The 22704-nt window shown below is 65.5% G+C and carries 22 protein-coding genes; 5 read left to right on the top strand and 17 right to left on the bottom strand.

Going from position 1 to position 22704, the window contains the following annotated elements:
* Window positions 1–6: 6 nt before the first annotated feature.
* From fliL to fliF, 7 genes are all read right to left on the bottom strand, one after another.
* Window positions 7–441, bottom strand: coding sequence for a flagellar basal body-associated protein FliL (gene fliL / locus PAN31108_RS11315; RefSeq protein ID WP_246183894.1), 435 nt, complete (start codon window positions 439–441; stop codon window positions 7–9).
* A gap of 317 nt (window positions 442–758) precedes the next feature.
* On the bottom strand, window positions 759–2210 hold the full coding sequence (locus PAN31108_RS27000) for a flagellar hook-length control protein FliK (RefSeq protein ID WP_150668946.1): 1452 nt from the start codon (window positions 2208–2210) through the stop codon (window positions 759–761).
* A 19-nt stretch (window positions 2211–2229) separates the two neighbouring features.
* Window positions 2230–2682, bottom strand: coding sequence for a flagellar export protein FliJ (gene fliJ, locus PAN31108_RS11305; RefSeq protein ID WP_150668945.1), 453 nt, complete (start codon window positions 2680–2682; stop codon window positions 2230–2232).
* A 12-nt stretch (window positions 2683–2694) separates the two neighbouring features.
* The gene (fliI, locus tag PAN31108_RS11300; protein WP_150669019.1) at window positions 2695–4104 is read right to left on the bottom strand and encodes a flagellar protein export ATPase FliI; all 1410 of its coding nucleotides are present in this window, start codon (window positions 4102–4104) and stop codon (window positions 2695–2697) included.
* A 299-nt stretch (window positions 4105–4403) separates the two neighbouring features.
* Entirely contained in the window at window positions 4404–5063 is a 660-nt protein-coding gene (gene fliH, locus PAN31108_RS11295) for a flagellar assembly protein FliH (protein WP_150668944.1), read from the bottom strand.
* A 19-nt stretch (window positions 5064–5082) separates the two neighbouring features.
* Window positions 5083–6081: a flagellar motor switch protein FliG gene (gene fliG / locus PAN31108_RS11290; RefSeq protein WP_150668943.1), complete on the bottom strand. Its 999-nt coding sequence runs from the start codon at window positions 6079–6081 to the stop codon at window positions 5083–5085.
* Window positions 6068–7765 (bottom strand): flagellar basal-body MS-ring/collar protein FliF, encoded by a 1698-nt coding sequence (gene fliF, locus PAN31108_RS11285; protein ID WP_150668942.1) that lies wholly within the window; start codon window positions 7763–7765, stop codon window positions 6068–6070. The genes fliG and fliF overlap by 14 nt, the downstream gene beginning before the upstream one ends.
* Window positions 7766–7792: 27 nt before the next feature.
* Between fliF and PAN31108_RS26360 the strand changes: the two genes are divergently transcribed.
* Together PAN31108_RS26360 and fliE are read left to right on the top strand one after the other, a co-directional pair.
* The gene (locus PAN31108_RS26360; RefSeq protein WP_174994933.1) at window positions 7793–7963 is read left to right on the top strand and encodes a hypothetical protein; all 171 of its coding nucleotides are present in this window, start codon (window positions 7793–7795) and stop codon (window positions 7961–7963) included.
* Between the two features lie 206 nt (window positions 7964–8169).
* Entirely contained in the window at window positions 8170–8505 is a 336-nt protein-coding gene (gene fliE / locus PAN31108_RS11280) for a flagellar hook-basal body complex protein FliE (RefSeq protein ID WP_150668941.1), read from the top strand.
* 145 nt (window positions 8506–8650) lie between these two features.
* Here the strand turns inward: fliE and PAN31108_RS11275 are convergent, their stop codons facing one another.
* The 10 genes from PAN31108_RS11275 to PAN31108_RS11230 all read right to left on the bottom strand — a co-directional run bounded on the left by PAN31108_RS11275 (window position 8651) and on the right by PAN31108_RS11230 (window position 19454).
* Window positions 8651–9037, bottom strand: coding sequence for an EscU/YscU/HrcU family type III secretion system export apparatus switch protein (locus tag PAN31108_RS11275; protein WP_150668940.1), 387 nt, complete (start codon window positions 9035–9037; stop codon window positions 8651–8653).
* On the bottom strand, window positions 9034–10521 hold the full coding sequence (gene fliK, locus PAN31108_RS11270) for a flagellar hook-length control protein FliK (RefSeq protein ID WP_150668939.1): 1488 nt from the start codon (window positions 10519–10521) through the stop codon (window positions 9034–9036). Before fliK ends, PAN31108_RS11275 begins: the two co-directional genes overlap by 4 nt.
* 41 nt (window positions 10522–10562) lie before the next feature.
* Window positions 10563–10901 carry a flagellar protein FliT gene (locus PAN31108_RS11265; RefSeq protein WP_150668938.1) on the bottom strand — a complete coding sequence of 113 codons (339 nt, stop codon included), beginning with the start codon at window positions 10899–10901 and terminating at the stop codon, window positions 10563–10565.
* Window positions 10894–11328, bottom strand: coding sequence for a flagellar export chaperone FliS (gene fliS, locus PAN31108_RS11260; RefSeq protein ID WP_150668937.1), 435 nt, complete (start codon window positions 11326–11328; stop codon window positions 10894–10896). Before fliS ends, PAN31108_RS11265 begins: the two co-directional genes overlap by 8 nt.
* A gap of 15 nt (window positions 11329–11343) precedes the next feature.
* Window positions 11344–13392 carry a flagellar filament capping protein FliD gene (gene fliD, locus PAN31108_RS11255; protein ID WP_150668936.1) on the bottom strand — a complete coding sequence of 683 codons (2049 nt, stop codon included), beginning with the start codon at window positions 13390–13392 and terminating at the stop codon, window positions 11344–11346.
* 158 nt (window positions 13393–13550) lie between these two features.
* Window positions 13551–14948, bottom strand: a complete 1398-nt coding sequence (locus PAN31108_RS11250; RefSeq protein ID WP_150668935.1) for a flagellin N-terminal helical domain-containing protein — start codon at window positions 14946–14948, stop codon at window positions 13551–13553.
* A gap of 496 nt (window positions 14949–15444) precedes the next feature.
* Entirely contained in the window at window positions 15445–16104 is a 660-nt protein-coding gene (locus PAN31108_RS11245) for a response regulator (protein WP_010807699.1), read from the bottom strand.
* Window positions 16101–17009 carry a sensor histidine kinase gene (locus PAN31108_RS11240; protein WP_150668934.1) on the bottom strand — a complete coding sequence of 303 codons (909 nt, stop codon included), beginning with the start codon at window positions 17007–17009 and terminating at the stop codon, window positions 16101–16103. The genes PAN31108_RS11245 and PAN31108_RS11240 overlap by 4 nt, the downstream gene beginning before the upstream one ends.
* Before the next feature lie 341 nt (window positions 17010–17350).
* Window positions 17351–18790 carry a sensor histidine kinase gene (locus PAN31108_RS11235; RefSeq protein ID WP_246183893.1) on the bottom strand — a complete coding sequence of 480 codons (1440 nt, stop codon included), beginning with the start codon at window positions 18788–18790 and terminating at the stop codon, window positions 17351–17353.
* Window positions 18783–19454, bottom strand: a complete 672-nt coding sequence (locus tag PAN31108_RS11230) for a response regulator (RefSeq protein WP_150668933.1) — start codon at window positions 19452–19454, stop codon at window positions 18783–18785. Before PAN31108_RS11230 ends, PAN31108_RS11235 begins: the two co-directional genes overlap by 8 nt.
* Window positions 19455–19723: 269 nt before the next feature.
* Here PAN31108_RS11230 and PAN31108_RS11225 point away from each other — a divergent pair, with 269 nt between their 5' ends.
* From PAN31108_RS11225 to PAN31108_RS11215, 3 genes are all read left to right on the top strand, one after another.
* Window positions 19724–20764, top strand: coding sequence for an ABC transporter substrate-binding protein (locus tag PAN31108_RS11225; protein ID WP_370819624.1), 1041 nt, complete (start codon window positions 19724–19726; stop codon window positions 20762–20764).
* Window positions 20765–20950: 186 nt separating this feature from the next.
* Window positions 20951–21793 carry an ABC transporter ATP-binding protein gene (locus tag PAN31108_RS11220; protein WP_246183892.1) on the top strand — a complete coding sequence of 281 codons (843 nt, stop codon included), beginning with the start codon at window positions 20951–20953 and terminating at the stop codon, window positions 21791–21793.
* Window positions 21794–21804: 11 nt separating this feature from the next.
* Window positions 21805–22683: an ABC transporter permease gene (locus tag PAN31108_RS11215; protein ID WP_150668932.1), complete on the top strand. Its 879-nt coding sequence runs from the start codon at window positions 21805–21807 to the stop codon at window positions 22681–22683.
* The last annotated feature ends 21 nt before the right edge of the window (window positions 22684–22704 follow it).

Below are 22704 nucleotides of genomic sequence, written 5' to 3'. Positions count from 1 at the left end.
AATCACTCACTGAATTACAAACGCGGTGAACAGGACGTCGCCCACGGATTGCTGCGGCATGTTGGCGGCGAACGGCTGCGCGACCAACGTACGGATCTCGCTTGCCAGACGGCGCTTGCCATCGATCGTCGCCAGATCCTGCGGCTGCTTCGACGACAGCAACAACAACACGCGGCTACGCACTTCGGGCATGTGCTGCGTGATGCGGGCTTGCGTTTCGGCGTCCGCGACCTTGAGCGTCAGGCCGATGTGCAGATAACGCTCGCCGTCGTCGCCCTGGAGGTTCACCGTGAACGAATCCATGCTCACAAACACGGGCGGCGGCGGGGGAGGCGGTGCTTTGGCCGTTTCGTGACGTCCGGTCAGCAAATACACGGCCGTTGCCGCGCCGGCCGCTGCCATGAGCGCAACCGCCACGATCAACAGAATCCATTTGCGCATGCCCCCTCCGGAGGGAGCCGCGGCTTGCGTCGGTGCGGGATTTGCCATGTATTCGCCTGCTATTGGGTAATGATTGTCGGCTAACCCGCCACGGGGTGATCGGCCGAAAAGAAGGGACAATCGCGTTTAACTCGCGTCTTTGTCTTAACGGCAGAAAAACCCGCTTGCTTTAGGGCGCCATGATGCGGTGCGTCACCCGGTCGCGGCCCGTAGAGGCCGGCGGAGCGGGCGCGCAACGCCATGGAGGCCCGTTGTTCGTGCCGGTTTTCGAGACGGTCCGGCGCTGGGGCGCCGGGGTCTCGGGCACGCTTACGCGATTACGCGAACGTGTCGACGAAGCCGTTGCTCGCGCGCACCGGCACGTTCACCGTCGTGGCGATGGCGGCGTCGTCCGCCGTCTGGCCGAAGCCCGGCGTGCCACGTCCGTTGCCGCTATTGCCGTTTCCGTTGCCATTGCCGTTTGCGCCCTGCTGGGCGAACGCCTGTTGTTGCGAGCTGTCGCTGCTCACCGTCGCGTTACCCAGCGCGATGCCGTTGTTGGCAAGACTTTCACGCAATTGCGGCAGCGCAGCCTGTACGGCGTCGCGAACGGCGGCGTGTTGCGAGACGAACATCGCCTGCGCCGAATCGTTCGCCACGTTCAGCACCACGTGCAGCGGACCGAGATCCGGCGGATTCAGGCTCAGTTGCGCCGTTTGGGCATGGGCGCCGGAGAGCCACACCACTTGCTGCGAGAGCTGGTTGTTCCAGTCCTGTGTGCCGACGCGCGCATTCAGCGCCAGGGCGGCGGGCAGATTGGCCTGGGCTTGCAACTGCGGTTGGGCGTCGATGGCGGGCGTTGCCGTCTGGGCGGCCTGGGCAGCCGCCTGCGTCGCGGCAGTGATGGCCTGCGAGGCGGCGTCGCGGTTGCCCTGCGCCTGCGCGAGGGCGTCGGCCATGCGTTGCGCCGTCTGCGCGTCGGTGCCCGCGAGCAGCGCAGCCTTTGCGTCGGTGGCCGCCGGCTGCGCCGTCGTCGCGGTTTGGGCGGCGGTGGCGTTCTTCGCCAGCGCGTCGAGCGAGATGCCGCCCGTCGGGCTGGTCGTGGCGGCCGCGGGCGTTAACGTGCCCTTTGCCGGTGTGCCGGAGGCGGTTGCCGTGGTCGTTGCCTTGGCGTCGGTCGCGGTATCGGCGCCTGCCGGCGGCTGGCCGGTCAGTTGGGCGGCGCCGGCGGCCTGCATCGCGCCGGCGACGGCTGCCGTGATGGCCGCTCCCGTGCCGCCGGGCTTGCCGTCGGTGACGGTGGCGTCGGCCGCGGTGGTGGGCGCGGCGGCCGGCGTCGTGATTTGCAACGGCGCGTTGTTCATTGCGGCGAGGGCGACGGCCAGCGCAGCGGCCGGGTCGCCGGGGGCGGCGCTCGCCTGTGCGTCGTCTTCGTCGTCCTGGCTGTTGTCGGTATTGGACTTCGAAGGTTTGTTCGAAGCGCTCGTTTGCCCTGACTGCCCCGACTGCCCGGTCTGGCCTGCCTGCGCGGTCTGACTGTTCGACGCGTTATCCGCCGACTTGGTGCTGCCGTTCGCGGCATCGGACGAATTCGTCTGATTGGCCTGCGTGGCGTTGTTGTTCGTGCCGGCGGCGCTCGGCTGGACGGTTTGACGCGTCTGTTGCGAGAGCACGGCGGCGAAGGGCAGTGCGCCGGCGTCGTCGTTGTTCGACGATCCGGCGCGGTTGTTTCCGTTCACGGCCTGCGCGGCGGCGCTGGCGGCATCGGTCAGGAAGCTCAGAATCGACATAGTGGGCTCACCTATTCCTTCAAATCGGGGATTCGGCACGACGGCGCAGGCTGCGCGCGGCGTACTCGTCGTTTTCCTTCTGCTCGCGACGCGCCACCCGCAGGGCGGTGCGGGCTTGTTCGCGCGAAGCGAGCGTGCCGAAGGAGTTCAGCCGGCGCTGCTGCGCCTGCCATTCGCGGCGCGCTGCCGCCAGACGCTCTTCCGCCTGCTGGAGCAGCATGGCCTGCTGTCCGATGGCGGTGTCGAGTGTATCGATGAATTGCTGGAAGTTGCGCCAGTCGCAGCCCGCCATGCCCTGAATCGTCGCCGTCTGCATGCGCGTACGGTATTCGTGACGATACTGACGCAGCGCTTCGAGCTGACGCTCGACTTCCGCGCGTTGCGTCTGACGCTCGCCGAGCAGGCGCGCCGCTTCGTCCACGTCCTTCTGGGCGAGTTCGATGAGCAACTTGAGGGGCAGGGTGGAATTCATGGCCGCCTCCGATTAGTGGAACAGGCCGCGCAACTGCTGCACGGCGTCCGGATAACTGGCCCGCTCGCGCATGCCCTGTTGCAGGAAGCTCTCGAGTCGGGGATAGAGCTCGATCGCCTGATCGAGCATCGGGTCGCTGCCCGGTGCGTATGCGCCCACGTTGATGAGGTCGCGGTTGCGCTGGTAGCGAGACAGCATCTGCTTGAAGCGGCGCACGGTATCGAACTGGGCGTCGTCGATGAGCGCGGCCATGGCACGGCTGATCGATTGTTCGATGTCGATGGCGGGGTAGTGACCCGACTCGGCAAGCTGGCGCGACAGCACGATGTGGCCGTCGAGAATGGCGCGCGCGGAGTCGGCAATCGGGTCTTGCTGGTCGTCGCCTTCGGTCAGCACGGTGTAGAACGCCGTGATCGAGCCGCCGCCGTCCGGGCCGTTGCCGGCGCGCTCGACGAGCGCCGGCAGCTTGGCGAACACGGAAGGCGGATAACCCTTCGTGGCCGGCGGCTCACCGATGGCGAGCGCGATTTCACGCTGCGCCATGGCGTAACGGGTGAGCGAATCCATGATCAGCAGCACGTCTTTGCCCTGATCGCGGAAGTACTCGGCCAGCGTGGTGGCGTAGGCCGCGCCCTGCAAGCGCAGCAGCGGCGAGACGCCCGCCGGCGCGGCCACGACGACGGAGCGCGCCAGGCCGTCCGGCCCCAGAATGTTCTCGATGAAATCCTTCACTTCGCGGCCACGTTCGCCGATCAGACCCACGACGATGACTTCGGCCTGCGTGAAGCGGGCCATCATGCCGAGCAGCACGCTCTTGCCGACGCCCGAGCCTGCGAACAGGCCCATGCGTTGGCCGCGTCCCACGGTGAGCAGCGAATTGATGGCGCGCACGCCGACATCGAGCACCGATTCGATGGGGGCGCGGCCCAGCGGATTGATCGGCACCGAGGCGAGCGAGGCGCTGTCGGTCATGCCGAGCGGGCCGAAGTCGTCGAGCGGGCGGCCGGCGGCGTCGACCACACGGCCGAGCAGCGCTTCGCCCACGGGCAGACGCTTGCCGTTGTGACGTTGCGAGGGCAGCGGGCCGTCGGGGGCGGGTTCCATGGGGAACACGCGCGCGCCCGGCAGCAGCCCCGCGACTTCCGTTTGCGGCATGAGAAAGAGACGGTCGCCGCCAAAACCGACGACCTCGGCTTCGGCCGTGGCCGGTTCGCGCGAGGCATCGTGCACGGGCAGTTCGATGAGGCAACCGGCGCCGACCGGCAGACGCAGGCCGACGGCTTCGAGCACCAGCCCGGCGGCGCGCGTGAGACGGCCGCAGCGACGTGTCGGCTCGATGGCGTGAACGTGGGCGATGCGCTCCCGGAGCGCGTTCTGCCAGTGGCGCAGATGGGCGTCGCGGGCAATTTCACGCGGGTTCAGGGCGTTATGTGCGTGATGTGCCGCCGCGCCCGCCGCCTTCGGCGCAACACCGACCGCGGTGGCGGTGTCTGCGCCGACATCGCCGTCGTGATCGCCGTCGTGATCGCTGTCGTGATCGTCGGGTTGCAGCGCACCCGCCTGCGCCGTGTGCGCGTTCGTATCGATCTCATCCCACAGTCGCACGGACGGCGAGGTGCCGTCGTTGGCCGGGATCGGCGCAGACGACGGTGCCGTGTCGTGCGTATTCCCGGTGCCTGGCAGCACCGGCGCATGCGCGGCGAGTGGGGTGAGTTCGGTGTTCACCACGGCAGATCCTTGCCCAGTGCGGCCATCACGCGCTGCCAGCGGGTGGCGATGGTGGCGTCGACTTCGCCGCTGGCCGCTTCGGCCTTGCAGCCGCCGCGTTCGATGGCGGGATCGGCGCGCACGGTCCAGCCGGCGGCGCGCAATTCCGCACCGACGTGCGACTCGACGAGTTCGATGTCTTCCGGATTGAGCAGCAGGCGCGGCGAGCCGGTCAGCGGATCGTTGGTGAGCAGCTCGCGCACGATCGGCAGCAGCGTTTCCGGGCGGATCGCGAGCGTTTGATGCAGGGTCTGACGCGCGATATCGAGCGCCAGTCCGAGCAGCGGCTCGGCGACCTCGCGATCGATGGCGTTCACGGCGTCGCCGAAACCGTGGGCGATGTCGGCGAGTTGTGCGGCGCGCGTGTCGACTTCGTGCCGGCCGGCTGCCTGACCGGCGGCATAACCCTCGGCATGGCCGGCGGCGTAGCCTTGGGCGTGGCCCTCGGCGCGCGCTTGCTCGCGCCACGCAGCGATCTGCTCCGCGAGCGCGGGGTCGTCGAGCGGGCTGGGCGCTCTGGGTTGCGGCGGTGGCGGGGGCGGCGGCGGGTCGAACGACGCCATCTCCCAGCGTTGCCAGGCGGAGAGGCGTTCTTTCGGGATGATGGTCGACATACGCGAGGGCCCCGTTGCGTTACACGTACGCGTCGTCGCCGCGGCCGCCGATCATGATGGCGCCCTGATCGGCCAGCCGCCGCACGACTTGCAGCACCTTCTTCTGTTCGGCTTCGACTTCCGAGACACGCACCGGGCCGCGCGATTCGAGGTCTTCGCGCAACAGTTCGGCCGCGCGGGCCGACATGTTCTTGAAGAACTTCTCGCGAAGCTCGGCTGGCGCGCCCTTGAGCGCGATGATGAGCGACTCGGATTCGATTTCCTTGAGCAGCACCTGAATGCTGCGGTCTTCCACTTCGAGCAGATTCTCGAACACGAACATCTCTTCGACGATCTTCGCCGCGAGGTCCGAGTCGTAATTGCGCACGGCTTCGATGACGGACTCTTCGTGCACGCCGCCCAGATAGTTGAGGATTTCCGCTGCGGTACGCACGCCGCCCATCGGGCTGCGCTTGATGTTTTCGCTGCCCGAGAGCAGTTTCGTCAACACATCGTTGAGCTCGCGCAACGCGGCCGGCTGAATGCCGTCGAGCGTGGCGATACGCAGCACCACGTCGTTGCGCAGACGCTCGGTGAAGAGCGCGAGCACTTCCGAGGCCTGATCGCGGTCGAGGTGTACGAGAATCGTGGCGATGATCTGCGGGTGCTCGTGGCGAATCAGTTCGGCCACGGCGTTCGAATCCATCCACTTCAGGCCTTCGATGCCGCTGGTGTCGCCGCCTTGCAGAATCCGCTCGATCAGGCCGGCCGCCTTGTCGTTGCCGAGCGCCTTGTTGAGCACCGAGCGAATGTATTCGGACGAATCGAGCGACAGCGCCGAATGCTGTTCGGCTTCGAGCACGAAATCCTGCAACACGTCCGCGATCTGATCGCGCGTGACCTGACGCAGCGAGGCCATCGCCGCGCCGAGCTTCTGCACTTCGCGCGGTGCGAGGTACTTGAAGACCTCGGCCGCTTCATCTTCGCCCAGCGACATCAGGAGGATGGCGCTGCGTTGGAGTCCCTCAGCCGCGCTCATCGCCACCACCCACCCATGCTTTGACTACCGTTGCCACGATCTTCGGATCCTGTCGCGCCACTTGGCGCGCGTACTGCAAATTACGCTCGTAGGCGCTGATTTCGCCGCGCTTGCCGCCTTCGCCGGCAGCACTCTCGCCGTCGACGCCATCGGCCCCGGCGGCGCCACCGCCGCCACCTGCACCGGCCAGCGTCGGCTCGGCCGGCGGCGGCGGGGTCAGGTGCTTGCGAATGGCCGGACGAATCACACCGAACCACAGATACAGGCCGATCAGGCCAATGAGGACCCACTTGCCGACCTGCTTGGCCAGTTCGATGTTCTGGCGCTGACGCCACCACGGCAGGTTCGCTTCCGGATCTTCCTCGACCGTGAACGGGCTGTTGACGATATTGATCGTGTCGCCGCGCTGGCCCGAGAAGCCGATGGCTTCCTTCGACAGATTCTGGATCTGGTCGAGCTGGGCTTGCGTGAGCGCCACCATCGCGGGCTTGCCCTTTGCGTCGGTGCCCGGACGATAGTTCACGACAATCGCCGCCGACAGACGCTTCAGGCCGCCGGTGGCTTGCTGCACGTGACGGATCGTGCGGTCGACTTCATAGTTGACCGTGGCGTCCTTGCGATCGCTGCGCGGACCTTGCGGCGCGCTGGCAGCGCCCGGCGTGGCGGCGCCTTGCTGGGCGGCCTGCTGCTGTTGCGGCGGCTGCGTGATCGGTGCGGTGGCCTGCCCCGGCGGCTGGTTCGACAGTGCGCCCGGCACGCCGCCTGCGGCGTTCGCGCCGACCTGCGACGCTTCGCTGCTTTGCTGGCTGCGTACCGCTTGTTCGCCCGAATTCGGCTTGTAGTTCTCCGAGGTCTGTTCGACCTGATTGAAGTCGACGTCCGCCGTGACCTGGGCATGGACGTTGCCCGCGCCGACGATCGGATTCAGGATCGCTTCGATGCGGCGGGCGTAGGACTGTTCGAGCTCGCGAACGTACTTGAGCTGGCTGGCGTCCAGACCCAGCGCGTTACCGCTTTGGGCGGACAGCAGGTTGCCGTTCTGATCGAGCACCGTCACGTTCTTGACCGGTAGCTCCGGCACGCTCGACGCGACCATGTGCACGATGGCGCTGACTTGCGCATCGTCGAGCACGCGCCCCGGGTAGAGGGTCACGAGCACCGAGGCGCTCGGCTTTTGTTGCTCACGCACGAAGACCGAAGGCTTGGGGATCGCGAGGTGCACGCGAGCGGCCTGCACGGCGGAGAGCGATTCGACCGAGCGCGCGAGTTCGCCTTCCAGGGCACGCTGGTAATTGACCTGCTCGGCGAACTGGCTGATACCGAACTTCTGGTTGTCCATCAGTTCGAAGCCCACCAGACCGCCTTTGGGCAGGCCTTGCGAAGCCAGTCGCAGACGAACGTCGTGCACCTGTTCGGCCGGCACCAGAATGGCGCCGCCGCCCTCGGCGAACTTGTACGGCACGTTCATCTGTTGCAGCGAGGTGATGATGGCGCCACCGTCGCGATCGCTCAGGTTGCTGTACAGCACCTTGTAATCGGGGGCGCGGCTCCACAGGAAGACGGCGATCAGCAAGGCGACAAGAGCCGCACCGCCGACGAGCAACGGCAGGCGCTCGCGCGAGCGCAGTTGCGCGAGCAGGGGCTGCTTGGCGGCGACGTCGGCCGTCTGGGTGGCGGCATTCATGCGCGGCTCCACGCCAGGGGCGTTGACATGACGTTCATCGCGGTGGAAGTGCTCACTAACATGCGACAGAATTCTCCGGATACGCTTGGCATCGCGCTCACGTCCCTGAAAGGCTTAAGGATTGGAAAGAATCCGGTTCCCGGTGCGCACGATGCCGATGCTCCCGATTATTCGTTGGCGAATGTGGAATCGTTCTGAGGATTAGGCGGGTCTTTTACCGTTAATTAGGCTATTGGGGGCTTGCCAGGCGGTGGTAAGCTCCGACGTGACTGATAAAAGGCAAACCGGCGAGGGTTGCGCGAATTCGCGGATTGCCGGGGCGACCGGGTCGTGAATCGGCCGGCAAATCGGGTCGCAACCGCAACTTCATCGTCTCGTCGGCGAGACAAGCAAGGATAAGGATCATGGCCATTCCGGGGATCGAATCGGTACTGCAGAAGCTGGGCGGCGTGGCGTCGCAGGCGGCGGGCTCGATCATGGGCACGACCGGCGCCGGCGCGGGTTCCGTGTCGAAGACGGGCGGTTTTGCTTCCGAACTCGAAGCCTCGCTCAAGCGCGTGTCGGCGTCGCAACAAGGTGCGGAAGCGCAGGCGAAGGCGTTTGAAATGGGCGAGCCGGGTGTCGCGCTCAACGATGTCATGGTCGACATGCAAAAAGCCAACATCGGCTTCCAGATGAGCCTGCAAGTGCGCAACAAACTCGTTTCGGCCTACACAACCGTGATGAATATGCAGGTGTGACACCGGCCGTCGCGGTCCCGAGAAAGCCCCGTCCGCCGACGGGGCTTTTTTGTTGCTGCGGCCCGCGCATGTCGCCAGCGAAGGGATCGGACGGAAATCGGACGCTTCACGCCGCACCTGCATTGCAGACCTGGTGCCTACGTTGTCAGGCGGCGGGCGTCGATGGGGGCGGGGTGGTCGCGGTAGCGGGGGTGGGGGTGGACGCGGCGGCGTCGGCCGTGACGTCCGGCGGGAGAATGCCCGGCGGCAACGGGGGCGGCTTGCCGCCACGGCCCGCTTCGAGTTTGTAGAGCCATGCCAGCAATTCGGCTACCGCCTGATAAAGCTGCGCCGGAATGCGCTGGTCGAGATCGACCTGCATCAGCAGGCTCACCAGTTCGGGCGATTCATGCACGTACAAACCGTGCTCGCGCGCGGTGCGCACGATCGTCTCGGCGAGCAGGCCATAGCCTTTTGCGACAACGCGAGGCGCCGAGTCCTTCGCACCGTATGCGAGCGCGACGGCGGTGCGGCGTTCCGGTGGCAACGTCATGCCTCACCTCCTGCCTTCGGCGCATTCGACGTCTCATCGCTCACCGGCGTCGGCACCGACAAACGGGCGGTCTCGGCATCGGACACCGACGCCTGCGAGTTGGCCCGCCCCACCGCACCGGCGGTCGAAGCGGCATCCGGCGTCGTTGCCGCCCCGTCAGCCCCGTCAGCCTCTTGCGCCTCGCTCAGCGCGCCGAACGACAACTGACTCGCAATCAGGCCGACGGACGCCAGTCGCTGACGCAAGTCTTCACCCTCTTTCGACAACACATCCGTAGACGCCGTCGAATCGGCCAGCAATCGCGCCTGCAACTGCTGGCCCGACAGGCCGAGCGTGACGTCGATGGTGCCCAGCGACGGTAACGTCAGACGCAGGTGCGTATGCCATGTCGAGGGCGCTGCGGCCTCGCCCGGCGTGTGCTGCCCCGCGCGTTCCTCGACTTGCCACGCCATCGGGGCACCGGGCCACGCCATGCCGTTCCATTGAAACTGCGGATTGACCAGCATGTCGAGCTGCTGACGCACCAGCGTCACGCTCTCCGCCGGCGTGTTCGCCACAGCGGCAATCGCACCCGCCGCCCCGTGTTGCTGCGAGGTCGTCGATGTGCCGCCGGCGGCGAGCGCGGCGTCGGCGTCGCGCCCCGTCGGCAGTACGCTGCTGGTCGTATGGGCCACGCTCGCGGCATGCGCCAGCGCGTTCGCGGTATTGGGCAGATTGGCGCTCGCGCGCAGGCCACCGTCGGCCGCGTCGGCATTCGCTACTTGCCCCGCTTGCGCCGGCGCGCCGGCAGGCGCCGTCAGGGCATTCGGGGTGGCCGTCGGCAACGTCAACGGGGAGGATACCGTGGCGGGACCCAGCGTCGACCATCCCGTCGCAAAGGCCGCTTCGCCGCCCGAAGGTCCGAGCAGACGTGTCAAAGGACCGGGCCCCGGCAGCGTGGCGTCCGCCCCGGCCGCGCGCAACTGCGCCGCCAGATTGGCCGACGCTGGCCAGCGCAGCTGCGGCTCGGCCTGCAACTGCTCGAACGAACGGCTGCCCGAAGCCCATTGCGACAGGTGCGATTCATAAAACAGGCCGCTCGTCGACAACGCTTCCCTGAGCGCAGCGGCGACCAGCGGCGCGAGCGCCGGTGCGCCCGTGCCGGGAGCGGCCGGCCACACCGGCGCGCTCGCCTGCACCGGACCCGGCGAGTCGGGGGCGAGGCGCAGAATCGTATCGATAGTACGGGCGGCGGCGGAGAGCGTCGCCTGCTGGATCGGCGTGGGGTTGCGCGGTGCGGGCTGCGATGTCGCGTTGCCCAGCGCCACGGCGGTGGGCGAGGTCTTGGTCGCGAGATCGCCCAGCGCGGAGGTCGCGTCGCCGGACGGCTGCGAGCCGGCAATCGCGTTGGGGGCGGTCGTCGAGGACACGCCTTGCCCCATGCCAAGCAATGAGTCGAGCCGTCGGGCGAGTGTCGTGGCCAGAACCGAGTCGAGACCGGCCATGCCTTACTCCGAAATGCGGACGACGTGACGCGCGCCGCGCGTCAGGCGCCCAGGTTCAGGCCGTAGACTTCGTGCAGGGCACGTTGACGGCGCGTGCTGTTGATCATCGCATCGAGGTGCGCCAGATGCGGCACCGCGAGATCGCGAATGGCGGCATCGTCGGCCAGGATACGGCGGATGATGGCGTGCTTGCGCGAGCGCTCGTCCTCGGACAGCGGGAGATCGGCGTCGAGCTGCTTGATCGAATCGACCTGCGCGCGATACTGCGTCTCGAGGTCGATGAGGGCATCCCAGTCACCGTCGCGCGCCACACCGAGCATACGCTCCGTGAGGCCGGCAATACTTTCGTAGCAATTGAGCAAAGTCATCGCTTCATTCATAGCGCACTCCGGTGCCCGCCTGAGCGGCGGGGGCACCCGTGCCGGCAGCCGGGGCGATCGCTCGCCAGGCCGATGCAATCGTCTCAAGCAGGGTGTCGACTTCCTGAACCTTGGCGACGTCGTTCTCGAGGCTCGCTTCGAGCAGACGTTGTCCCATGTAGTCGTAGAGATCACGCAAATTGCGCGACAGTTCCCCACCGACTTCCATATTCAAGCCATCGCGCAGGCCACCGATGATCTCGATGGCTTTCGAGATGGCCTGACCGCGTTCGACGATGTGACCGGCCTCGAAGTGGATACGCGCCTTGGTGAGCGCAGCCTTTGCACCGTCGAACAGCATCAAGATGAGCTGATGGGGGCTCGCGGCGATGACGCCGGTTTCGAGCCCGACCTTGCGATACGCATTGGCGGCGTTCTGACCGTACATGTGTGTCTCCGCCACTTACTTCGAGGACGACGACGAGGAGCCGCCGCCAAGCACCTGCTTGAGATAGTCGCTGGTGTTCTGCAGCTTGGCCATCGTGGCGTCCAGCGCCGTGAACTGGGCCAGATAACGGCTCTGCATCTGCGTCATCTGCGCTTGCCAGTCGGTCTCCTGCTGTTTGATCTGCTTGATCGACGTATTCAGGTTGTTCGTCGCGCTCGTGACCGCGCCCTTGGCGCTCAGGAAGTCCGTGACCTGGGTGTTGAGCAGCGATGCGAAGCCCTGCGAAAAGCCGATATTGCCGCGATTGCCCGTGGCGGTGCCCGAGACAGCGATCTTCAGGCCTTCGACCGGCGTGCCGCTGTTGCCGGTGAGCGTCTGACCGCTGCCGGTCGCGCCGAAGCCGCCGATCGTGCCGACGACGTCCTTGCCGGTCGTCGTGTTGTTGCCGTTGAACAACTGGTTGTATGCCGAGCCGCCCGTGACGACCACCTTCGAGGCCGAACCGTAACGGCTCGACGTGATCGTCAGTACGCCGTTGTTCGCGGCGACCGACACGCCCGACTGCGCGGTGGTGAACTTGCTGTTGCCGTTGATCGCGGCCTGGATGGCCGCCGCCAGCTTGTCCTGCGTATAAGTGCCCGGCGGGATCAGCACGCTGGCGATGTTGCCGTCGAGCGAGATCTGGAGTTCGTTGCTGCCCGCCGCAATCGTGGTCGACGCACCCAGCGTGATCGCACCGGTCGTCGTGCCTTGCGTGGCCGCCTGCGAGATGTTGATGGCGTACTGGCCCGGCTGCGTGGCGTTCGACGAACTGGTGAAGCTCACCAGACTGTCGGTCGTCTGACCGTTGGTCGCGAACAACGAGGCGAGCGCATTGAACCCGTTCGGCGAGGACATCGCCTTGTTGAGCGCTGCGGTGTCGACCGAGAGCGTGCCGTCTTTCTGGAAGCCGACACCCACCTGCGCCAGCGACGCGAGGCCCGTCGAGCCGACGCCCGGCAGCTTGCCGTTGAGAATCTGGGTCAGGCGGTTCTGCACGAGCTGAACCGTCGAGTCGCCGATCAGCGGACCGTTGTTCGCGCCGTTGCCGGCCTTATCGAAGGCGGTGAGCTTGCCGATCGTGGTTTGCAGCGTGTTGTAGGCTGTGGCGAACGACTGCACGGCTTGCGTGACGGCCGACGTATTGCGGCTCGTCGTCACCGTGGTCGATCCGGTCTTGGAAAGCGTGAGCGTCACGCCGGTGACCGACTTGGTCACGGTGTTCGTCGCACTCGTGACCGCCAGACCGTTGACGGTCAGGTTGGCGTTCTGCGCCGCGCTCGTTTGCGTGAGGTTTTGCGTGCCGGTCGGATCGTTGGCGAGCAGGTTGGTGACCGTGGCGTCGCCGCCGGCGGCCACATCGATCTTCATGCTCATGTTCTGGCCGGTCGTCTTCGAAGTCAGCACGAGACGATACGGGGTGCCGCTGCCGTCGTTGACGATCGTCGCCACGGCGTCGCCGTTCTTCGCGTTGATGGCGTCGCGAATACCGGTGAGCGAGTTGTTGCTGCTGTCGATCGTCAGGTTGATCGGCGAGGAGCTGGCGTTCGCCGTAAAGCTTGCGCCCGAATACTTGCCGTCGGTGAGCGTGCCGCCCGTGATCGTGCCAAGGGTAATCGTCACCTTGGTCGGCGTGCCCGTGCCGATCGTGCTCGTCTGGCTCGAGAAACCGGTGGTGGTCAGGCTTTGCGCTTGCGCGAGCTGCGTGACGTTGACGGTGTATTGACTGACGTTCGCGGTCGAGTCCGCAGTGGCCGACAGGATCGTGTTGTCGCCGACCGCTGCCGCCACCTGCAGGAACTGGGCGGCGCTCGAGAGGGTGCCGAGTGACGTCTGAAACGCGGACAGTGCCGATTGCAACTGACCGATGGCGGAGAGCTTCGTGTTGTACGCCGCTTCCTGGCTTTGCAGCAGAGTGAGCTTGTTCGTGGCAGGCGTCATCAGACTCTTGACGAGTGCATTGACGTCCAGCCCGGACCCAATCCCAGGGGAGGAAATAGTGCCCGGTCCGTTAGAAGTTGCCATGATGTGCTCTCACTCCGTTGAATTGATCGTTACTACCTGGCCTGCTCAAAAAAACGCGTTGGCCTGAAAAACAGGCGGCGGCGGCACCGTTTCGCAGTGACGCCGCCGTCGACCCGGCGAGCTTGCGCTCACCGGGTGTGTCAAGCACGACTCCCTGATTACTGGAGGAGCTTGAGCACTTGCTGCGGCAGAGCATTGGCCTGCGACAGCATCGAGATACCGGCTTGTTGCAGGATCTGCGAGCGGGTCAGGTTGGCCGTTTCCGCTGCGTAGTCCGTGTCCTGCACGCCCGAACGTGCGGCGGTCAGGTTTTGCGTCGTGGCCGACAGGTTGCTCACAGCCGACTGGAAGCGGTTCTGAATTGCACCCAGCGTTGCGTTGAAACCGTCTGCCGTGGCGATGGCGGCGTCGATCTGCGCGACCAGCACGGTGGCCTTGTCGGCCGTCAGTGCATTGGCCGTCGAGAGGCTGCCGCTGACCGACGAGCTACCTGCTGCCACACCGATCTGGGTCAGCTTGGCTGCCGTGCCCGACACCGTGAAGTTCTGGCTCGACACCAGGTTCAGCTTGCCGGTCGAGTCGACGAACGCCGTCACGCCGCTGCCGCTCGCGCTGATGGCGTCAGCCAGTTCGCCGATCGACTTGAAGGTGCCGGTGATCGACGTCGCGGTGGTCGCGCTGGCCGTCTTGATCTGGAGGTCCGTGCCCGTCAGGGTCAGCGGCGACAGGGCTGCCTTCACGCCCGTCGACGAACCCGTACCCGTCGTAGCGGCCAGCGTCGCCGGCAGCGTGATGCCGGTCAGGCCGGTCGTTGCGATGTTGATCGCAGCGGCGGTCGTGTTGGTGAAGTCGATTTCACCCGTCGTCGCGTTGGCGGCGGCGATGTTCGTGCCGGCAGCGGTGTTGATGGCGGCGGCCAGGTCGGCAGCCGTGTTGTACGTGCCGTTCGCGACAGTCGTACCACCGACCGTGATCGTGTTGGCGGCGTCGAGCGTGATCGAGCCGAACTTGGCGGCCGTCGTTGCCGTTGCCAGGGCAACGCCACCGATCGAGCTGGCCGACATGTTCTGGGTCAGGCTGACCGAGATGTTCTGGCCGGCGTTGGCGCCAACCTGGAAGTTCGCCGTACCCAGCGAGCCGTTGAGCACCGACAGACCGTTGAACTGGGTTTGCTGGGCCGTACGGGTGATTTCCGACAGACGTTGCTGAACTTCCTGGTCGATGGCGGCGCGGTCCGAAGCCGAGTTCGTGGCGTTCGTGGCTTGCACTGCCAGCGTACGGATACGCTGCAGGTTGTCCGAGATCGACGACAGGCCGCCAGCGGCGGTCTGCACCAGCGAGATGCCGTCGCTGGCATTGCGCTGAGCTTGCGTCAGACCGTTGATTTGCGACGTCATACGGTCGGTAATGGCCAGACCGGCGGCATCGTCAGCGGCGCTGTTGATGCGCAGACCCGACGACAGACGCGTGATCGACGTTTGCAGGCTGGACTGCGACGAGCTCAGGTTACGCTGGGCAATCGTCGAGAAGATGTTGGTATTGATGACAGATGACATTTAGCCACTCCTTTCCCAAAATTTTTTGGCTCCGGCTTAAGCGCCGTAACTTTGGCTCACCAGCCAATCGCCGAAAGCCGCCGTTGTAGGGGATATCGGACGCCCTTTGGGAAAATTTAGGGTGGTTTTGCAAAATGCTTCGACCACCCCCATCGACTTGGCAGGTCGATGTCGGAAAAACGCTATCGGGCCAGTCTACGAAATTCCTCCACGATTGATCCGTCAAGGAAAGGGGCAATCTGCCGCCTATTCTTGTCCTGTAAGGCTCGGAGAGGTAGCGGCGTCGAGGCGACGTTCGGCCGGGCGGCAGGCGATGCTCAAGCCACGGCACCCGTCGACAGGTGCCGAAAAATATTTTTCGGTGCTGTGAAAAATCTTCGCAAGGGCGGTGAACGACGCGCCAGACGCACGTGGCCCGCATCGGCGGGCCACGGAGTGAGCACTTAGTTCAGATGGTTCCCGGGAAATCTGGGAGGAAATGTGATGATGTCGTGCCTCAGGCGCAGACCGGTCCCATCTCGGCGCTGACCAGCCCGTGCTGCATCACGTAATACGTCAGCTCGGCATTGTTGTTCAGGCGCATTTTTTCCAGCAGGCGGGTGCGGTACACGCTCACCGTCTTCACCGAGAGCGACAGCGCGTTGGCGATATCGGTCAGACGCTTGCCCGAGCCGATCATGCACAACGTCTGGTATTCACGGTCCGACAGCCGTTCGTGCGGCGGCTGGTCGGCGTCGGGGCCGAGGTAGTCGGCCAGCGTCTCGGCGACCATCGGACTCACGTATTTGCGACCCGCCGCGACCTGGCGCACGGCCGAAACCAGTTGCTGGGCGTTCGAGCGTTTGCTCAGATAACCGGCAGCCCCTGCCTTGAGCGCGCGCAGCGCGAACTGACCTTCGCCGTACATGCTGAAGATCATGATCGGCAGGCGCGGGTGCTTGCGCCGCAAGGTCTTGAGAATTTCCAGACCGTTGGTGTCGGGCAACGAGATGTCGAGCAGGACGATGTCCCACTGTGCTGCGTCGGTCATCTCCAGTGCTTCTGCGCCGCAGTCGGCTTCGCCGATGACGGCGATGCTGCCGCTATCGGAGAGCAATTGCCGGACGCCCTGGCGCACGATGGCGTGGTCGTCGACGATGAGCACTCTAAGCGTCATGATGCGTATCCAAGAAGAGCGAGCGATTCCGGGCCGTGCTGGCCGGTCGGGGCAGGCAGGATCTGATGCCAGGGAAGTCGTGCGCTCACGAGCGTCCCCGACCCATGATCACTGCCGATACGTAGCATGCCGCCGAGCGCCGTGCAGCGCTCGCGCATGCCAACCAATCCGAAATGTCCCTGCTTGCGACGCGCGCCGCGGGCCAGTCCGCAGCCGTCGTCGGAAATCGTGAGTTTGAGTGAACGGTGGCTGCCATCGAGCGCGACCACGACGCGCGTGGCGCGGGCATGGCGGGCGACGTTGGTCAGGGCTTCCTGGGCGATGCGGTATAAGGCCAGCACCGCGTCGGGCGTGAGGTTCGCCACGCGCTCGCGCGTCACGTCGTCGCAACGCCAGATGCACGTGAGGCCGCTCTGCTCGCCGAACCCGCGCAGCCAGGCGCGCAGCGAGACGACGAGTCCGGCGTCGAGCGCCGGCGGACGGTGACGGCCGACGAGTTCGTCGGCGGCGTCCTGCGCGGCGTTGGCCACGCTCTGAATCTGCGTGCAGAAGGATTGCCATTCGGCGGCATCGGCAGGGGCGTGCGCCGACAGTCGCGCGACGACGAGTTGCAGTGCGGTGAGATGCGCGCCGAGGCCGTCGTGCATTTCCTGTGCGAGGCGGTTGCGCTCGGCTTCGCGCGCGGCGTCGATTTTGCGGGCGACCGACTGTGCGAGCGACCGGGGAGATGCCTTGGCGGTCGCGCGTGCGGCCCGCGAGGCCGGCTCCGCCGGGAGTGCGCCCTCACAGGCGGGCTGCTGATCCATGGCCGAAGTCTGCGGCGTTTCGGCGCGCGGGTGCAGCGCGTCGTCAAGCGACACGCGACGTCTCGCAGCCTGTGCGGCAGGATCGACGAGAAACGGCATGGAGGCAAATCCCTGAGAGAAAAAGTCCCGTGCCGCAACCCACGCGGCGAGACCCAGATTCAATTTAACAAACTTTACATTTCGTCACAATTACACGCGGCGGGTACCCGCGTGGTTGACGGCGACGCGTAACTATTTGATTTGGATCAAGAAGTTTTCGCTTGCTTGAGGGGATTTCTGCGAAGACCCCGAATATATCAGGGTTTGTCCTAGCGCATCCAGTCGAGCGTATGTTTCAAACGACATTCTCGGTCCAAAACGGTCACAACGCCTGAATCGACGGCGTTATTTCATACGATTGTTATTTTCTTTCAGACGAGAGCGCGGGTATACCACGCGCTTCATCGGTGAACTGCTTCTCGCGACGTGCCCCGAGAGACGTTGCTTTCGGTCTCCGAATCTGCAGGGAGCGTCACGGTGACGATCAGGCCCGGGCCGCCCGGGGGGCTCTCGCCCTCGCCCGGTGCCAGCGCCACGGTGCCATGACTGGCCGCCACGATCTCCTTCACGATGGCCAGTCCCAGACCCGTGCCAGGCTGACCCGGCGGCGCGTTGCGGTAGAAGCGTTCAAACACGCGCGCTCGCGCTTCGGCCTGAATGCCGGGCCCGTTGTCGATGACGCGCAGGCGGGCGGCGCCGTCGTGACGATCGATCGCGACGGTCACGCGTCCACCCTCGTGGATGTAGCGGATCGCATTGTCGACAAGATTCATGACCATCGCATGAAACAGTTCGCCATTGCCCGTCACCCACAGGTGCGCCTCGACGGTCTCCAGCCCGAGGTCGATATTGCGTCGCTGCGCCAGCGCGACTAATTCCTCCAGCACGCTCGCGGCCACCGCCACCAGATCCACGCGCGAGCGCGAGAACGCCGGGGTATCGGCCGCCTCGGCCTGCGAGAGCAGCAACAACTTGTTCGTCAGGTCGGCCAGCCCGCGACTGCTCGTCTGCATGGCCGCAAGCACATCGGCCAGCGCGGCGCGGTCGTCGAGCTGCGCGGCGAACTGCAATTGCGTATCGAGCAACGCGAGCGGCGTGCGTAACTGATGCGCGGCGTCCGCCACGAACCGTCGTTGTTGCTGCGCCTGCACCGACAGCCGCTGAATGCACAAGTTGATGGCGTCGACGATCGGTCGCAACTCCGTCTGCAACTGTCCCGCGCGAATCGGCACCAACGCCTGTGGCGCGCGTCCGGCGACTTCGTCCTTGAGCCGGATCAGCGGGTGCAACTCGACCGTCAGGCCGATGAGCACCAGCACCGCGGCCAGCGCAGCCATCGCGATCTGCCGGTGCAGCGACGGCTCCCACAACTGCGCCAGCATCTCGTCGTGCGCATGCATCGTCTGCGCCACGACCACCGCGACCCGATACGGCTTGCCGGAGTCGTACATCGTACGCACGAAACTAATCGCGCGCAGCGCTTCTCCATTCACTGTGACGTTCGAATAAGTGGGCACTGTGGCCGGAAACAGCGCCGGATGCGGGAAATCGGGCGGTCCGGCCAGCAGCCGGCCGTCTTCGGTGATGACCTGATAGAACACTCTATCGCGTGCCGGCGACGCAAACAGCTCCAGCGCCGACGGCGGCACGACCGCGCGCAGCGCCCCGTCCACCCAGGAAAGTTCGCCGGCGATCACCTGAGCGGAGGTGAGCAATGCCCGGTCCTGCACGAGTTCCGCCGTGTCGTGCGCGCTGCGATAGGCCAGCCAGGCGCTCGCGCCGATGTAGAGCGAGAGCGGCAGCATCAGCCACATCAACAATCTGACGCGCAGGCTAAGCATCTTTCTCGCGCAGCAAATACCCCAGCCCGCGCAGGGTCATGATGGCGGCCCGGCTCGATTCGAGTTTTTTGCGAAGACGGTGGATGTAGATTTCGATGGCGTCGGCGCTCGGCTCGTCGTCCAGACCGAACACGCCGCTGACGAGTGCGCGCTTGGCGACCGTCTTGCCCTGTTTGCGCATGAGAATCTCGAGGACGGCGTGTTCGCGCGAGGGCAGCGCCAGCGGCGCACCATCGATCGTGAACTGGCGGGTACCTGCGTGATAACTCAGATCGGCGCACACGAGATCGGCGCTCTGCTCGGGCGCATGGCGTCGTGCAAGCGCTTTCACGCGCGCAATCAGCTCACGCACTTCGAAGGGTTTCACGAGATAGTCGTCGGCGCCCGCGCCGAGGCAATCGACCTTCTCGTCGACCGAGCCGCTGGCTGTGAGGATGATGACGGGCACGTTGTTGCGTCGCTCGCGCAGCCGTCGCAGCACATGTTTGCCGCCGAGTTTGGGCAGCATGAGATCGAGCAGCACCACGTCGTACGTTTCGGTTTGCAGCAGACGGTCGGCGGCGTCGCCGTCGCGCGCGGCATCGACGGTGAAGTTGTCGTCGCGCAGCATGCGGGCGAGCCAGTGGGCCAGAGTCTCGTTGTCTTCGATCAGCAGCAGTTTCATGGCGGGAAGGCGGGATGCGCCGGCGAGTTTGCCCGGGGAGCGCGGGCGAGCCAACAGCGGGTAAACACCCATGAGCGAGGGATGAAAACCTGCATGTCGCGAAAGCTCGATGAAAGCTTCGCCTTTCTACAATTCGCGACAAGGCAGGGGAAACCGCATCCGAGGTATCGGGCCCGCTGCCCGGGGCCGCGTGTATCGCTCACGTCAGGCCGGCCGGCGCCGCAAACGGCAGCGCGGACCATTATCCCTAAAACAATGGAGACATCACAATGCGAGCAAGCCTTGGCGTGCGTGCGCCGAAAGCCTTCGTGAAACCTCTGCTGGCCGCCGTGCTCGGCGCGTCGCTCGCGCTGGCCGCAGCCCCGGGTTTCGCTGCCGACAGCGGCAAGATCACGATCATGGTGGGTGGCATCACCAAGATGATCTACCTGCCGGCCAAGCTTGCGGAGCAGCTCGGCTACTTCAAGGAAGAAGGGCTGAACGTCGAGCTGCTGTCGCAGCCCGCCGGTGTCGACGCCGAGAACGAATTGCTCGCGGGCGCCGTGCAAGCCGTGGTCGGCTTCTACGATCACGCCATCGACTTGCAGAGCAAGGGCAAGGAGATCCAGGCGATCGTCGTCTTCGGTCAGGTGCCGGGCGAGGTGGAACTGGTCAACGCGAAGAGCAAAGACACCATCAAGAGCATGGCCGACGTGAAGGGCAAGACGCTCGGCGTGACCGGCCTGGGCTCGTCGACGAACTTCCTCACGCAATACCTGGCCGCCAAGCACGGCCTGACCTCGGCGCAATACTCCGTGTTGCCGGTCGGCGCGGACAACACGTTCATCGCCGCGATCAAGCAGAACCGTATCGACGCCGGCATGACCACCGAGCCGACCGCGTCGCAACTGATCAAGACGGGCGACGCGGCGGTGCTGGTCGACATGCGCACCATGGAAGGCACGGTCGCCGCGCTCGGCGGCGCGTACCCGGCGTCGAGCCTGTACGTGCAGCGCGCGTGGCTCGACAAGCACAAGCCGGAAGCCGCGAAGCTCGCCCGCGCTTTCGTGAAGACGCTCAAGTACATCAATACGCATTCGGCAGCCGAAATCACCGAGAAGATGCCGAAGGATTACTACGGCAACAACAAGGCCCTGTACGTGCAGGCGTTGCAGAACTCGCTGCCGATGTACTCGCCGGACGGCCGCATGCCGAAGGACGGCCCGGAGACCGTGCTCAAGGTGCTCGCCGCGTTCAATCCGAACGTCAAGGGCAAGCACATCGATCTGTCGAAAACGTACACCAACGAGTTCGTCGATCAGGCCAGGTGATCCGGCTTACGCCACCGACCAGGTTGACTCAGTTGACCCTGTAGTACCGGCGCGCGGTCCGCACGACGCGCGGCCCTATTCCACCGAAGACGCGACGCTGCCCGCACCCGACGACTGTCCGGTGTGCGGGGCCGTGCCGCCTCGAGAAACCGCAACAACCGTTCCGACGTCACCCAGGAGCCGGGCATGACCCAGACCATTACCCCCACGGCGCCGGCGCGCGCAGAGAGCGCCGCTTCACGCGTGTCACGCGATACGCCCGCCATCGAGTTCGACAATGTGTCGTGCCGCTTCATCTCGCCGGACGGCAAGGCCACCGTCGCCCTGCGCAACTTCAGCATGTCGGTCGCACGCGGCGAATTCGTCGCCATCGTCGGGCCGACCGGCTGCGGCAAGTCGACCACGCTGTCGATGATCACCGGCCTGCTGCGGCCTACCGCCGGCAGCGTGCGCGTGATGGGCCAGCCGGTCAACGGCATCGACCCGCGCATCGGCTTCGTCTTCCAGAACGACGCTGTTTTCCCGTGGCGCAGCGTGCGTGAGAACGTAGCCGCCGGCCCGCTCTTTCGCGGTCAGTCGAAGGACGCCGCGTACGCACAGGCGGACGAATGGATCAAACGCGTGGGGCTCGACAAATTCGGCGCGCATTACCCGCATCAACTCTCGGGCGGGATGCGCAAGCGCGTGGCGCTGGCACAGACGTTCATCAACAACCCCGAAATTCTGCTGATGGACGAACCGTTCTCCGCGCTCGACATGCAGACGCGCACGCTCATGCAGGACGAGTTGCTGCAACTGTGGTCGTCGACCTCGGGCTCGGTGGTGTTCGTCACCCACGATCTCGAAGAGGCGATTGCGTTGGCGGACCGGGTGTTCGTGCTCACGGCACGGCCGGCCACGTTGAAGAACACGTACACGATCGATCTGCCGCGTCCGCGCGTGATGTCCGAGATTCGCTACGAACAGCGCTTCATCGACATCTCCCGCGAAATCTGGGCGGACCTGCGTGAAGAAGTGAAGATCGGGTAAAGACGGGAGACATGAACATGAGTGAACAAGCGGTGGTGGCGGGCATGACGGGTATCGGCGACGCCGATCTCGCACGCGAGGAAGCGGCGGCGCAACGCCGCATCAAACAACGTCGGGCGCTGGTGGTTTTCCTGCGTGTCGCGATTCTGGTGATCGGGCTGGGCGGTTGGGAAGTGGCCGCGCGCGTGGGCTGGATCGACCCGTTCTTTTTCTCGCAGCCGAGTCTGATCGTTCAGCAGATCTACGACTGGTGCGTGGAGGGTACGTCACAGGGGCCGTTGTGGACGCAGGTGCTCGTCACGCTCGAAGAGACGGTGCTGGGCTTCCTGATCGGGGGCGTGGCCGGCGTGATCTGCGGCATCGTGCTCGGGCGTAACAAGTTGCTCTCCGATGTCTTCAGTCTCTATATCCAGATCGCCAACTCGATTCCGCGCGTGGTGCTCGGCTCGATTTTCGTGATCGCGTTCGGTCTGGGCATGGCGTCGAAGGTGGCGCTCGCCGTCGTGATGGTGTTCTTCGTGGTGTTCGCCAACGCCTTTCAGGGCGTGCGTGAGGCGGACCGTTACATGATCGCTAACGCGCAGATTCTCGGTGCATCGCGCCGTCAGGTAACGATGTCGGTGGTGATTCCGTCGGCCCTGTCGTGGATTCTCGCGAGCTTGCACGTGAGCTTCGGCTTCGCGCTGGTGGGGGCGGTCGTCGGCGAATTCCTCGGCTCGAAACAGGGAATCGGGCTGCTGATCTCGACTGCGCAGGGCGCATTCAACGCAAGTGGCGTGTTCGCCGCGATGATCGTGCTGGCCGTCGTGGCGCTCGGGGCGGACTGGCTGCTGACGTCGCTGGAGAAGCGCTTGCTCAAGTGGCGTCCGGCCGCGTTCGCCAACGAGTAGGCGCGCATCGAAGGTTTGCTG

Origin of the sequence: Pandoraea anhela, from assembly GCF_902459655.1 — a bacterium.
Classification (GTDB): Bacteria; Pseudomonadota; Gammaproteobacteria; order Burkholderiales; family Burkholderiaceae; genus Pandoraea; species Pandoraea anhela.
Note: the sequence above shows the minus strand (reverse complement) of the source record. Positions and strands in the feature narration are given on the sequence as shown.

Excerpts from the sequence above, each read along its gene's own strand:
- fliK (WP_150668939.1), bottom strand. The coding sequence starts at position 10,521 with ATGGCCGGTCTCGACTCGGTTCTGGCCACGACACTCGCCCGACGGCTC.
- PAN31108_RS11240 (WP_150668934.1), bottom strand. The coding sequence starts at position 17,009 with ATGCCGTTTCTCGTCGATCCTGCCGCACAGGCTGCGAGACGTCGCGTG.
- PAN31108_RS11250 (WP_150668935.1), bottom strand. The coding sequence starts at position 14,948 with ATGTCATCTGTCATCAATACCAACATCTTCTCGACGATTGCCCAGCGT.
- fliJ (WP_150668945.1), bottom strand. The coding sequence starts at position 2,682 with ATGAATTCCACCCTGCCCCTCAAGTTGCTCATCGAACTCGCCCAGAAG.
- PAN31108_RS11265 (WP_150668938.1), bottom strand. The coding sequence starts at position 10,901 with ATGAATGAAGCGATGACTTTGCTCAATTGCTACGAAAGTATTGCCGGC.
- fliF (WP_150668942.1), bottom strand. The coding sequence starts at position 7,765 with ATGAATGCCGCCACCCAGACGGCCGACGTCGCCGCCAAGCAGCCCCTG.
- PAN31108_RS11225 (WP_370819624.1), top strand. The coding sequence starts at position 19,724 with ATGCGAGCAAGCCTTGGCGTGCGTGCGCCGAAAGCCTTCGTGAAACCT.
- fliS (WP_150668937.1), bottom strand. The coding sequence starts at position 11,328 with ATGTACGGTCAGAACGCCGCCAATGCGTATCGCAAGGTCGGGCTCGAA.
- fliH (WP_150668944.1), bottom strand. The coding sequence starts at position 5,063 with ATGTCGACCATCATCCCGAAAGAACGCCTCTCCGCCTGGCAACGCTGG.
- PAN31108_RS11230 (WP_150668933.1), bottom strand. The coding sequence starts at position 19,454 with ATGAAACTGCTGCTGATCGAAGACAACGAGACTCTGGCCCACTGGCTC.
- PAN31108_RS26360 (WP_174994933.1), top strand. The coding sequence starts at position 7,793 with ATGACGTTCATCGCGGTGGAAGTGCTCACTAACATGCGACAGAATTCT.
- fliG (WP_150668943.1), bottom strand. The coding sequence starts at position 6,081 with ATGAGCGCGGCTGAGGGACTCCAACGCAGCGCCATCCTCCTGATGTCG.
- PAN31108_RS11275 (WP_150668940.1), bottom strand. The coding sequence starts at position 9,037 with ATGACGTTGCCACCGGAACGCCGCACCGCCGTCGCGCTCGCATACGGT.
- fliD (WP_150668936.1), bottom strand. The coding sequence starts at position 13,392 with ATGGCAACTTCTAACGGACCGGGCACTATTTCCTCCCCTGGGATTGGG.
- PAN31108_RS11220 (WP_246183892.1), top strand. The coding sequence starts at position 20,951 with ATGACCCAGACCATTACCCCCACGGCGCCGGCGCGCGCAGAGAGCGCC.
- fliL (WP_246183894.1), bottom strand. The coding sequence starts at position 441 with ATGCGCAAATGGATTCTGTTGATCGTGGCGGTTGCGCTCATGGCAGCG.
- fliE (WP_150668941.1), top strand. The coding sequence starts at position 8,170 with ATGGCCATTCCGGGGATCGAATCGGTACTGCAGAAGCTGGGCGGCGTG.
- PAN31108_RS11245 (WP_010807699.1), bottom strand. The coding sequence starts at position 16,104 with ATGACGCTTAGAGTGCTCATCGTCGACGACCACGCCATCGTGCGCCAG.
- PAN31108_RS11235 (WP_246183893.1), bottom strand. The coding sequence starts at position 18,790 with ATGCTTAGCCTGCGCGTCAGATTGTTGATGTGGCTGATGCTGCCGCTC.
- PAN31108_RS11215 (WP_150668932.1), top strand. The coding sequence starts at position 21,805 with ATGAACATGAGTGAACAAGCGGTGGTGGCGGGCATGACGGGTATCGGC.
- PAN31108_RS27000 (WP_150668946.1), bottom strand. The coding sequence starts at position 2,210 with ATGTCGATTCTGAGCTTCCTGACCGATGCCGCCAGCGCCGCCGCGCAG.